The organism is Roseburia inulinivorans DSM 16841, assembly GCF_000174195.1.
In the GTDB taxonomy this organism is placed as follows: domain Bacteria; phylum Bacillota; class Clostridia; order Lachnospirales; family Lachnospiraceae; genus Roseburia; species Roseburia inulinivorans.
On record NZ_ACFY01000054.1, the window covers coordinates 34187 to 46779 of the forward strand.

At 44.2% G+C, this 12593-nt stretch carries 8 protein-coding genes; 1 reads left to right on the plus strand and 7 read right to left on the minus strand.

What is annotated here, in order from left to right; translation table 11 throughout:
- Positions 1-76: 76 nt before the first annotated feature.
- The 7 genes from ROSEINA2194_RS05900 to ROSEINA2194_RS05930 all read right to left on the minus strand — a co-directional run bounded on the left by ROSEINA2194_RS05900 (position 77) and on the right by ROSEINA2194_RS05930 (position 11231).
- The gene (locus ROSEINA2194_RS05900; protein ID WP_227970535.1) at positions 77-2383 is read right to left on the minus strand and encodes a GH36-type glycosyl hydrolase domain-containing protein; all 2307 of its coding nucleotides are present in this window, start codon (positions 2381-2383) and stop codon (positions 77-79) included.
- Positions 2364-4853, minus strand: a complete 2490-nt coding sequence (locus tag ROSEINA2194_RS05905; protein WP_007884442.1) for a glycoside hydrolase family 3 protein — start codon at positions 4851-4853, stop codon at positions 2364-2366. The genes ROSEINA2194_RS05900 and ROSEINA2194_RS05905 overlap by 20 nt, the downstream gene beginning before the upstream one ends.
- Positions 4854-4858: 5 nt before the next feature.
- Entirely contained in the window at positions 4859-7330 is a 2472-nt protein-coding gene (locus ROSEINA2194_RS05910; protein WP_007884445.1) for a glycoside hydrolase family 3 N-terminal domain-containing protein, read from the minus strand.
- 33 nt (positions 7331-7363) lie between these two features.
- The gene (locus tag ROSEINA2194_RS05915) at positions 7364-8698 is read right to left on the minus strand and encodes an MFS transporter (protein WP_252832557.1); all 1335 of its coding nucleotides are present in this window, start codon (positions 8696-8698) and stop codon (positions 7364-7366) included.
- Positions 8699-8799: 101 nt separating this feature from the next.
- Positions 8800-10722 carry a beta-galactosidase gene (locus ROSEINA2194_RS05920; RefSeq protein ID WP_172727052.1) on the minus strand — a complete coding sequence of 641 codons (1923 nt, stop codon included), beginning with the start codon at positions 10720-10722 and terminating at the stop codon, positions 8800-8802.
- 58 nt (positions 10723-10780) lie between these two features.
- On the minus strand, positions 10781-10912 hold the full coding sequence (locus ROSEINA2194_RS22470) for a hypothetical protein (protein ID WP_289844232.1): 132 nt from the start codon (positions 10910-10912) through the stop codon (positions 10781-10783).
- 70 nt (positions 10913-10982) lie between these two features.
- Positions 10983-11231: a hypothetical protein gene (locus ROSEINA2194_RS05930; protein ID WP_044927325.1), complete on the minus strand. Its 249-nt coding sequence runs from the start codon at positions 11229-11231 to the stop codon at positions 10983-10985.
- A gap of 153 nt (positions 11232-11384) precedes the next feature.
- Between ROSEINA2194_RS05930 and ROSEINA2194_RS05935 the strand changes: the two genes are divergently transcribed.
- Positions 11385-12569 carry a helix-turn-helix domain-containing protein gene (locus ROSEINA2194_RS05935; protein WP_007884465.1) on the plus strand — a complete coding sequence of 395 codons (1185 nt, stop codon included), beginning with the start codon at positions 11385-11387 and terminating at the stop codon, positions 12567-12569.
- The last annotated feature ends 24 nt before the right edge of the window (positions 12570-12593 follow it).

Sequence of the window (12593 nt, forward strand, 5' to 3'; positions counted from 1 at the left end):
CCAGCCGGTCTTCCTTTGTTCTGTTTGTACTATAACGCATATATTAGCGCTCGTCAAGCGCGAGTGCTAATAATTTTTATTGAAGGATAACCTTTATTTCATGCTTTTTATTGTCTGCAAAATCCGGAATCCTGTTTCCTTTTATCTGTGTTCCGTCCACAATAATTACGGATGTGACAGCCTTCCGGCACTGCGGATTCTCAATTACAATATGATAATCTGCGTTTCGGAAATGTCTCGTCATCTCAGCCCGTTCCCATTCTTTCGGAAAACATGGGGTAATTTCCAGCCCGTCATATCCGCGTTTTACCCCCATAATGCCTTCATACAGTCCCTTCATGCACCATGCAGAGGTTCCGGTTGTCCAGGACCAGTAAGATTTGCCGTAATATTTCGGATGTGTGGAATAGCAGTTTGTAAATACATATGGCTCGGCACCGGACTGCGTGGACGGATTCTTTTCACTGTCCGGCATGATTTTTTTCAGAGTACAAAGTGCCTTTTCAGCTCTGCCAAGTTTGCAGTCCATAAGGATTTTAAATCCCGTTGCATGGCAATATACTCCGCCGTTTTCAAACAGCCCCGGCAGCATTCCCGACATCCGCCCAACGTTTGGAGAATATTTCTCATACGGCGGCATATTCAGAGGGAAACCGAAATCATGTTCCATACTGTCAACCGCAGCCAGAAGCTTCGGGAGCTTCTCTTCATCTGCCACGTCTCCCAGAACTGCCCAGGTCTGGGCGTTCAGATAGATTTTACTGCCTTCACTTGTTCTGGAACCAATGTTTTCCTTCTTACTGAGTGCCCGCATATACCATTCACCATCCCAGGCTTTCTCATTAATAGTCTTTCTCATGGTATCATATTCTTTTTTCAGAAATTCTGCATAATCAGTCTCCCCGATTTTTTCCATAAGCAGCTTCAGTTCTCTGAAAGCAAGACAGAACTGATGAGAAAGCATGACGGATTCCGCTTCGGGATCGGTTGTGATATTCAGCGCATCATTCCAGTCTGCAAAATAAATCCGGCTCAGCCCATTTCTTCCCTTATCCCGGATCAGACAGTCTGCGGCTGCTTTTAAGTGTTCCACTACAGAAGCATCGCCGCCATCCTGCCACTCAATCTTCTTTTGCAGAATCGTGTAATCTCCCGTTTCCTTGATAAGTTCACACACCGCCCAGATAATCCAGAACGGCTGGTCTGAATACCTGGTGTCGTCATACGGATACCAGGTCAATACGGCATGGCCATCCCGAAACTGATGGCGCAGACATTCCAGAATCTCCTCCCTGGCCTTCTCCTGACGATAATTCAGAAGTGCCACTGCAATCTGCAGATTATCCCGCACGCCCTTTTTTCCAACAATACAGCAGTCTATCTGCTTCTTCAGCCACTGGTTCATAATATGATTGATTTTGCTGTCCGGTGTGGTGACGGACAGGGAACTATATTTGTCCAGATTATACTCCACGGCCTCCTTACAGGCACTTTCCGCACTCTTAGCATCTGCATACATTTTAGCTACCGCTCTTGCCTCGTCCAGAGATTCACTGACGCCGAAAACCATCCGGATTTCCTTTGTCTCGCCCGGCTGCAGTATGAACTTATGCTGCAGCACACCGCCAAGAATAAACAGTGCCGCCTCAGAATTCGTACAGTCACCGCCATTTACTACTACATCCGGTCTCTGAAACAGTGCATAAGCAGAAGCATCCAGCTTCGTGACAGATCCTGCCGCTCCACAGAATCTGGCCAGATCCCCGTCATAAGCATACACAGGCTCGGAAGCAGCCAGATAAGCATTGTACCGTTTATGCGGTGCAAACGGATGAGCGGATCTACAATATATTCCATTTAATTCCCTGTCAAAGGAAGTTTCAAGGCAACGGTACATTTCATAATAACGGGGATATGAGAACCCCTCCAGTTCAAAAGTTACCGCTGAAAATGTACTGAGCATACGGGCTCTGTCACTCTTGTTCCTGAGTCGAAACGTCCACACTTCCTGGAATCCGGTCTGCGGCACAAAAATTCTCCAGGAGCTTTCTATCCCCTGACACTCGGACTGAAGTCTGGAAAATCCGATACTGTGCTCACACTGATAGCTTTCTACCTGTTCATTCAGCGGTGCCGCACCGATATTCCAGCTTTTATTCGTTTCATCATCCCGGATATAGAAATATCTTGCATCATTGTTATTGATCATGCACATATCTGCTCTTTCATTCAGGTAATAGCTGCGTCCATGCCCGTTCTGGGAAACCTGCGCGCAGTAGCCGTTTTCATTCCACAGATAGTTAAACCAGTATCTTGGCGGCTTTGCATCATAAATCACACAGGAATTGCCGTCGTTTGTAAATTCATATATCTTCTTTTCCATTCTTTCCATTTCTTCCTTTCAAACTCTTGATTACCCGCAGCAGATGACTCGCCGCTGTCTCCAGCTGCCTGCGTGTCACTCGCCCTTCCCGGTATCCGTTCAGGATCTGGTTAATCACCGGCGGCCCGCCGGGCATGACAACATCATTTCCGGCCGCAACTGCATCCGTGCCATCCACCACAATATCCATATCCCCCCAGTCAGTCACCAGAAATCCTTCATATCCCCATTCTTCCCGCAGAATCTGGTTGCACAGGTCACTGTTTCCGCCTGCGAACATCCCATTAATTTTGTTAAAAGAAGTCATAATACAGCGTACATCGGCTTTTTTCACCAGCATTTCAAATGGCTTCAGATACAGTTCCCGGGCTGCCCGTTCCGTAATTACAGAATCCACTGCGTCATACTGTTTCTTTGCGTTTCCCCTGCGGTAGGTTTCCTGCTCATTAACTGCGAAATGCTTTGGACACACCAGTACCTGATGATTTTCCTGTACGCCTTTTGTAATTGCGCAGGCACACACTCCTGTAAGAAAAGGATCTTCTGAAAAATACTCAAAGTTTCTACCACACAACGGATTTCGGTGAAGATTTACTGCAGGTGCGAGCCACACATCAACCTGTGCTTCCTCACACTCTGCACCCACTGCATCTCCAAATCTGTACCACGCCTCTTTATTAAACGCACATGCCAGCAGCATTTCCGTCGGCCACGCAGTTCTCCCGATTCCGGCAGGTCCATCCATATAGAAAACAGAATGGATTCCTTTTTCTTTCATTGCCGGTGACACATATCCATTATGCCCTGCCGGATGATCATTGCAGGTCAAAGGCTTTCCTTCTTTGTCACAGATGGTCTCCGGAAACGCTGTATCCAGAAGCCCTGCAAAGGGAATTCCGGGACCGAAGCCTACGAGAAGTGCCGCAAGCTGTTCCTCTGTGAAATCTGAAAAATCTCCTGCCTGCTTTCCATGCCCCGCCTCTCTTTTCTCCGGTTTGACATCAATTCCTGAAAGCGTTAGTTTATACATTGGATTTTCTTCACAGACTCCGCCGCATGCATCACTCAGATTCCCCTGGTTTTCCAGGGGATTTTTCTTTAAAAACACGATTTTCCCCTCATTACATGCTTTCAACCCGAGCGCTGAACGACAAATGCTGTATATAATGTCCTCCGAAACCTCTAACTCACAGATGCAGACGGTCTCTTCCGAGGACGTTCCCATTCTGAGCTTATAGTGTCCCTTCTCAATCAGCCATACGGAAGATTTTTCCTCATAACACGAAAATCCGTCCCATGGTATATGGATTGACACACTGGTTTTCTCTCCCGGTTTCAAAACTTCTGTCTTGGCAAATCCCTTTAATTCTCTGTCTGCTTTTTCTGTTTTTCCGTCCGGCATAGAAACATAGATTTGCACGACTTCCCTGCCTGCACAGAGTCCGACATTCTTCACATCAATTTTTATAGTTATCCCGTCTTCTTCTTTTGAAACAGCAGCCGCGTCTAATGCAAATTTTGTGTAAGAAAGCCCATGCCCGAACGGAAACAGTACCTCTTTCCTAAAAGAACTGAAATACCGGTAGCCGTTATAGATATCCTCCTGATATACGGTCACCGGGCTTTTTCGGAAACCGAAACTCCCGTTTTCTTCCGCATCCAATCCATAATCCTCATAAGTCAGAATATGCTCTTCCTTCTCCTTGTCCCATGAAAAATGCTTTGCAGAAGGATAATCCTCATACCGGTGTGCAATTGTAAATGCCAGCTTTCCGGAAGGGGAAACATTACCTTTAATGATTTCTGCAACAGCCTTTGCACCACCCTCTCCCGGAAGACCAAGGAACAGAATACTTTTTACGGAAGCATACTTTGTTGTCCATTCCAGGTCAATAAGTCCATTTACATTAAGGATTACAATGACTTCCGGGAAGTTTTCGCACACCTGGCTGACCAGCTTCTTTTCTTCTTCGGTAAGATAATAATCTCCTTCCAATCTTCTGTCACATTCCTCTCCGCCTGCATTTCTTCCCAGCACAAGAATTGCGGTGTTTGTCCTGTCTCTCACATTAGTCAGCAGACATTCCGGAATCGGATACTCCGGAACCGGCGCATGGTACGTTCCAAATATCTCATACATCAGGCCACTGTTTACTGCCTCCTTCATCTGGGAAAAATCGAATTCTTCCTGCGGATTCGCTGCTTCCGCTTCCCGCTGCTGCAGATAGTACTGCTTTAACTCCTCACATACAGAGATCCCTGCTTTCTCAAGTTCTATTATGATATTACTGCTTTCTGCTCCTCTTGCCGCTCCGGAACCATTTCCGGAAACATAGGTCACAAGTGCTGATCGTCCGAACACAGCAACTGTCTGTCCTTCCTGAAGCGGAAGAAGCTGATTCTCATTTTTCAGCAGAACAACCGATTCTTCCACCAGCTGCTCTGCAAGCAATTTTCTATTTTTAACCATTCTCTTTACTCCACTGTCACATCTGCATAAAACGCTCTGTCTCTTCCGGCAACCCATCCATTTTCTGCAATCTCAAAAGCGCCTCTCAGCCTGATATCCTCTGAAGAGCTTCCTATTTCTGCCTCAATGGTTCCTTTCTCAATCTTCCATTTCATCCTTCTATCCAGAAATGCAAGCTGTGATGCTTTTATCTCAAAGATTACTTTTTTCTTTTCTCCCGGCACTAGCGTAATTCTCTTAAATCCCGCCAGTTCCTTGACCGGTCTTGCCATGCTTGCATGAATATCCTTCAGATAAAGCTGAACGACTTCATCCCCCTTGTATTCTCCTGTATTTTCCACATCACACTGAATCCGGATACTTTCTGTCGGCATAATGCAATCCTTGGATAATTGCAGATTGCTGTATTCGAATTTTGTATAAGACAAACCATGTCCGAAATAATACCTCGGTGTATGCGGCATATCCACATAATTCAAAAAGCCGATGCTTCCGGTCTGATGCCATGCGGAATTATGCGGGTGATTGTAATAAATTGGAATCTGACCGGAAGTATAAGCTGTCGTTACCGGCATTTTTCCTCCAGGATTATACCTGCCAAGCAGAATGCTCACAACTGCCTCCGCCCCCTTCTCGGACGGATTCCAAGCCTCCAGTATTGCATCCAGATGTGCATCTGCCGCATCACTGGATATAGGGCGTCCGTCAAAATGAACTCCGATCAGCGGTTTTCCAAGCTTTGCTGCCTTCCTGATAAATGCATCCTGGCATTCCGGAAGATTGATATTTGTCGCATCCACACCCTCTCCCATGGAGGCCATAGAACAGGTCCCGTGCTTTCCTCCTAAAGTAAGAATCACAATATCGGCATCCTCTGCAATTTCAAGCGCCCGGGCAAAACCGGATTGATCCGCTCCTGCAATCGGGTATCCATAAGCATAACGAATCTCTGCATCTGGCATCTGAGCTTTCAGTTCCTCCAATATACTTCGGCAGTCCGGTTTCTGACGTTTCAGAATCACATCAAATTCCGGCGTCTCATCTGACTGAATATTGGTTCCCGGAACAGTCACAATTTCTCTGTTGTCCACATTTTCACTTCCACTGACCCCTGCAATCGAGTTGGCAATTGCATAGGTAGATTCCATCATACACATATGCGTATATCCTCCGAAAAACTTTCTCGGACTGTCTGCGTGAGGTCCGATCAGTGCAATCTTTTTTACGGATTTTTGAATCGGAAGCACACCATTATTTTTAATCAGTACCATAGATTCTTTTGCAGACTGCAGGGAAATTTCTTTATCTGTCTTATTCATAAAAACTCTGCGAAGCTCTTCTCCTTCCAAAGCAAAAGGATGTTCAAACAGCCCCATACGAAACTTTGCCGTCAGGACTCTTTTTACAGCCCGATCCAGAATGTCCATATCTGCCCTGCCTGACGCAAAAAGATTTTTAAATGCTTCCCCATAGCCCTCAACACTCGGCAGCTCCATATCCATTCCCGCCTCCAGGCACAACAGCCCTGTTTCCTCTTTGGTTTCTCCGATTCCCTGAAACATAAATGCATTATTGATGGCACCATAATCACTGACGCAAAGTCCGTCAAACCCCATCTCTTCTCTCAGCAGTTCTGTCAAAAGATGATGCGATGCGGAAGCCGGCTCTCCATTGATCAGGCAATAGCAGGGCATAATTCCTCTTAAACCTGCTTCTGTAATGGCTGCCTGAAATGGCTTTCCATAGATTTCTTCCAGCAAACGTTCCGGTGTATCACTATTGGCTCCATGAATACCGGCTGCTGAATTATGAAATGCCAGAAAATGCTTGGCTACACTTTCTGTTCTGCGTCCTGCTGTCTCATATTTCTGGCACCCTTTTGTATAGGCTGATCCCAGGCTGGCTGTAAGAACCGGATCCTCTCCATACGTTTCTCCCTGCCGTCCCATTCTGGAATCTCTGGAAATATCAAGCACAGGGGCAAAAACATGCGTAATCCCACATGCCGCTTCCTGACGGCTTACAATTTCTGCAATTTTCTCCTCCAACTTTGGATTCCATCCGGCACCCCTTCCAATTCCGGAAGGAAAGCTTGTGGAATCCTGAATAAATGCTCCACAGAGTCCTTCCATATGAAAAATTGCCGGAATACGGTGCGGACTGTTTTCCATAACGATTCTCTGCACCTTTCTCTGCCACTGGACCACTTCATCCAGACTTTCCATTCTCCGCATTTCCAGCGTACTTACCTGTCCGATTCCATGCTTTGTCTGTTCATTGATTCCGGCAAAATCATAACTCGCCTTGTCAAATGGAAAAACACAGTTCAACTGAGCCACTTTTTCATCCAGACTCAGTTCCTCTAAAAGATATGCCGCCCTTTCCTCCGGTATCAATTCTGTATTCTGATATTTGTCGCTCATTTTATCATCTCTCCACTTTCCATTTAATTTCTGATATAGCATGAAGCCAGTCATAAATGGCCGGCTCCATACCTGATATATTTTTATTTAGTTATTCTGACCCGTTCTACGTGCTTCAACTTCCGCTCTCATTTTTGGAAGCTTCTCTTCCAAATCAAACTTTGTAAATACAAAGAACATCAGCAAATTCATCACTAACGGCAGATAATTTGAGAACCCGTAAATTGCATATCTCATAGAAGTAGTTGCAACTTCCAATGTAGCATCATAGGCTCCGATTGCAAGAAAGGCTGATAAAATAATGCTTCCCAGTCCGCCGCCTACTTTACTTCCAAATCCGATTGCTCCTGAAGATATTGCTACCAGCTTCTTGTCGTATTTCCATTCATTATAATCGACAGCCATTGCAAGAAGCACTCCATATAAGCACATCAGCGGAATCTGTACTAAACCTCCGATTAAGGACGTCACCGTAAATGCCATGAAATTCGTCGGAACGACACATCTGGCCGCACAGGTAATTGCCTGACCTAACACCCCAAAGTAAACCGTTTTCTTAATTCCGAGTTTAGAAATGATTGGCTTCGCAAGCACAAATCCAAGTAAAGTTGCCGCAAGCCCTGCGGTACCTGTTATAGCCACCAGATTATCATTTCCGAAGATCCATTTACAGTAATAAGTTCCGGATGCCGCTGCAATCGCATTTGTAACATTCGTAATAATATTGAATAAAAGAACAATCACCCAGTATTTGTTTCCAAAAAGCATTTTAATCGCATCTTTAAACGGAACTGCCTCTTCCTCCTCTACTTCATTTAGCGTTTCTGTATCTTCTGAATACTTTGCCTTGCGTCCGTTGTTATAACAAATTGCAAGCAGCAAAAGAACAATTAACGCTAAAATCGCTCCAAATTTAATCCATGCGCTCTGTGTTCCACCTAACATATTAGTAACAGGAATAATAATAATCGCAATGATCATCCCTGCCCCATAGTTTCCTACTGCACGGAAGATACCCATATTGCTTCGTTCTACCTGGCTGTTGGTACGCACAACCATAACTGCACCAAACGGTGTTGCAATCATCGTATAAATTACGGCTGTCAACAATACATTAGTCACAAGTACATAAATCATTCCGATTGTCTGACCTTTCGGCACTGTAAACATCAAAAATGTAATTACTGCCGCCGGAATCATCATGCGGAACATCCATTTGTAAAATTTACTGTTTCCGCCTTTTGAATGCTCGATTATATTTCCAAACCAGATATCAGTAAGTGCATCAATAACTTTAGCGATTGCCATCATAATACCGACACCGCCAACAGCAAGACCCACCTTGTCTGTATAGAAGTATGTAAGCTGACCGACTACATTTGCCATAAGTCCAAGTGCCAACTGACCTGACATATCTGCCATATAGTCTCTTTTTCGCATGACTTTTTTTGCGCCGTCACTGTCGAAACCAAGTTCTTTTTCTTTTTTCCCATTGATTTTACCTCTCTTAAAAAGTTATATGCTTAGTTTATTGATAAATGGTACATGATACCCGGCACCATTCCATCCAGATGAAAGAGTACAGATCCCCCACTCTTTTGTCCATCCATTACCGTAATGACTTCTCCGACCGGACTTAATATCTCAAGGGATGCCTTCTCAGCTTTTACAGAAATCGTTCCTTCCAGCGTATCTGCAAAAAGCTTTCCTTTCATTGTCACTGCAGTAAATTCATAGCCCATCAGTTCAATTCCCGTCTGCATCTCTGTTTCATCCATTCCCGTCTCACCCATTGCCGTGAGGATAAACTCTTTTGCATCTGCTAGCTTGTCCGTATCCATCGGAAGCACCGAAACAGATATTCTGCTGTTATTCACTTCTACACTAATTTTTTCCGTCAGGCGGATATTTTTCTCCGGGGATCCGCTGAAAAAGCTGCAATAATCGGTGTTCAGTGAAAATCTGGAATTATCCGGATCAAATATCATTTCTTTGGTAACTGAAATCATTTTCCCGTCCACAAGTCCTGCATCCTCCGGAACAATCTCCCATTTCTTAAAGGCCTGATCCAGGATTCCTGCAAATTCCCGATAATCTCCGTCCCCTGCAATCTTTTCAATCTCATCAAAAACCAGTGTTTTTTCGCCAAGATGTACACCCTGCTGTATCTCTTTGGTATCCCTTGCTGCAAAAGTCAGTCGGTTTTTATCCGGATATCTTCTCGTTGCATCCCTGTAAGGAGACCATGCATAATAGACTCCTTTCTTTGCCTCGGAAAGATCGGCTCCATTTAAAAAGCCTGCATTGATGGCCGCATCCGCGTCACCGGTGTACCTCTCCCCTCCATCCAGGAAAACGTTTCGCATACCTGTGATGTAAGGTAACATCGTTGTCAGCATGCCATGCCAGTTTGGAAGCGTCTTAAGGTCATCCTGTGTATATACAACATCTACTTTTTTATCAGAAACAGCCACAAGGCCCTTCAAAAATACAGATGCCATAAATCCCCACTGACAGGCCACCGCCGGATCATTGTATGCATCAAATACACTTAAAATCTCATCCGCCGGCTGATCATCCCATTTTTCAGAAGTTTGATAATTATAAAGAATCAGTCCGTCCCAATCATTTAAACATGCACATGCCACTGTCTGAACAAATGCAGTGGAATGGAACGGATGAAGTCCGTATTCATTCCATTCACTCAGCATAAACGGCTTTCCTTTTATAATGGCAGTTGCACCCATGCTCGGGATCGTTGTTGCTATGGCCCCTGCACCCTTTTGTATGGTCAGCGGATTGGTGGAAACATATTCCATCGGGCCTGCCACCATAAATGTCGTTCCCTGGACCGGAAGCAGCGGATGATTGAAATAGCTGTTATTTTCCATTACGTCCGCATCGCTGTGTCCGTATACATCAGCCGCACCGCCCAGCAGGTTACTGGTGTTAATCGGAACCTTCACCCCGATAGAATGCAGATAATTTTTCATCATCTGATAAAATTCCCGATTAATAAAAATTCCAAACTCCATATAATCTGCATATCTTGCCGGGCTGTTCATTCCTTCCCATGAACCCATCGGATCATTCACCGGTTGGACAAAATCCCCCTCCGTAATACGCACTGAGCATTCTTCCGGATTCTCATCCTCCCGCAAGGCAGAAACACCGTCAAATGTCCAGGCTTCTTTTAATTTTTCCCTTGTATCGTATTTCATCAGAAGAAAATGATTAAATTTTCTCTGAACCTCCTGCCTATAAGGCTTCATATGTTCAACATGCTCCAGCTCCGCTGTTCCCTTAATCGCCGATTCTTCATTATTGATCTGAACGGTAATGACTGCCGGATCATCTGCCAGTGCAAGTCCGGTATATGGATTCACATGCAACAGAAGCTTTCTTGCATAATCCTTCTGCAGTTCAATCAGTCTTTCATTAATCATCGGAAAGCATTTTGTACAGGAATCCACTCTATCGGAATATTCAATTCCATCTTCCTTATTAAAATGCTCTTGCAACTAACAGATCAATGTGCAGATAGATTCCCTTTTCTTTCAATTTCGCGACAAAATAATCAAATCTGTCGAGACCTGCTTTGTTAAATTCCAGGCTGTTCCCTCTCTCGTAATCCAAAAGCGGCGCTTCCTTACAACTGCTCCACGTACACGGTTCTTCACCGATAGGAGCATCCGCTGCATGCAGCCTAATGACATTCACACCCATACTGGCAAATCTTGCAGCCAATTTTTTCCGCTGTCTCATGATTCGGAGTATTGGATCTTGCTGCCATATTGAAGCCCAAAAATCTAATGCGTGTTCCGTCTTCAAAATAAAAATGTCCGTCCTTTACACGTACAAACCCATGCTTTCCTGCAGGTGCATCCAACAGATGTGAAAAATCCGCTGCGCCTTTGTTTGTTTCAGCTTTATGGATTCTTATTCTCTGTCTCACTTCACTTTCTCCTTCCCTTCTTTCTTTCGTTTCTACTCATAAAATACTTCATTTTCCATGATTCATATTTCATAATTTTATTTTATATTATATTTTTCTGTATTTTCAAAAATTTTGTGATATACTTTTGAAAAAAGGAGAGAATTATCAATCATGGATTATATTGATTTCTGTAAACAGTATTATGCCACAACCAAGATTCCTATTAGTTTACTTCTCGGAACGGCCGGAAAGTACTCAACCATCGGTGAGCTTTTTTCTGTAGAACCGCTTACAGATTACCCTGTTCTCGCAGGTGGTCCTAATCCGTCCATACATTTTTATTCTTCTGAAATCATATACGGATGTATTTGTATAGAAGAGACCGACTATGTTATCATTCTTGGTCCTATTTTCGAGTGCCCCGTCACACCCTCACAGATCAATCTGTTCATGAAAGAGAGTGCTGTTCCGGCAGCATACCGGGAGCAAATCGTCGAATTTTTATATACAATACCGACAACCAGCCGCCTGCATCTTGCAAGACATCTGTCATTACTTCATCTGATTCTGAACCGGAAGAATGCCGATATTCCGGAAATACTGGAAATAAGCTTTGGTAATACTGTGAACCGCAATTCACACAATGTAGAGCAGTTTATTGAAAATAAGGAAAATGAAGAACTTCACTCCACCCATTATATGGAGTTGGAGCTCTATGAACATATTCGAAACGGGAATCCAAAGAAACTGGCGGATTTTCTCAAATCTACTCCTTTGAATCTCAATGAAAAGAAACTGGCAAAATCGCCTTTACGCCAGGCCAAAAATATTTTTATCAGTACGGTGACAAATGTAGGGATGATCGGCGCAATTCCGGGCGGTGTTGACGTTGAACGTGCTTATCATCTTATGGATATGTATATACAGGAATGTGAACAGCTTCAGACGCTAAAAGAAATCAACGATTTACAGTATCAAATGCTTTTCGACTTTTGCGAAAAAGCCGGTGAAACCCACATACCAAGCGGGATATCTGCGGATATCTACGCCTGCATGAATTACATCAGAAGTCATACCAATGAAGCGATTTGTCTGGAAGATGTTGCCGCTCATATTGACCGCAGCACCTCTTTCATTGCCAAAAAATTCAAATCCGAATTAGGATTTAGCCCCGGCGCTTATATCAGCCGCTGCAAACTGGAAGAGGCAAAAAGTCTCCTTACTTTTACGGAAAAAAGTCTGACCGAAATAAGCAATTATCTTTGCTATTCCAGTCAGGCCCACTTTCAGACTGCTTTTAAAAAGAAATATGGTATAACTCCGAGACAGTATCGAAATAAAACACAGCAGATATAATTCGAATTTATTCATGAAGATTTG

What these genes read in the sequence shown, in the direction of transcription:
- ROSEINA2194_RS05900 (WP_227970535.1), bottom strand. Translation starts at nt 2,383, where the DNA reads ATGGAAAAGAAGATATATGAATTTACAAACGACGGCAATTCCTGTGTG.
- ROSEINA2194_RS05905 (WP_007884442.1), bottom strand. Translation starts at nt 4,853, where the DNA reads ATGGTTAAAAATAGAAAATTGCTTGCAGAGCAGCTGGTGGAAGAATCG.
- ROSEINA2194_RS05910 (WP_007884445.1), bottom strand. Translation starts at nt 7,330, where the DNA reads ATGACTGGCTTCATGCTATATCAGAAATTAAATGGAAAGTGGAGAGAT.
- ROSEINA2194_RS05915 (WP_252832557.1), bottom strand. Translation starts at nt 8,698, where the DNA reads ATGGCAGATATGTCAGGTCAGTTGGCACTTGGACTTATGGCAAATGTA.
- ROSEINA2194_RS05920 (WP_172727052.1), bottom strand. Translation starts at nt 10,722, where the DNA reads ATGATTAATGAAAGACTGATTGAACTGCAGAAGGATTATGCAAGAAAG.
- ROSEINA2194_RS05935 (WP_007884465.1), top strand. Translation starts at nt 11,385, where the DNA reads ATGGATTATATTGATTTCTGTAAACAGTATTATGCCACAACCAAGATT.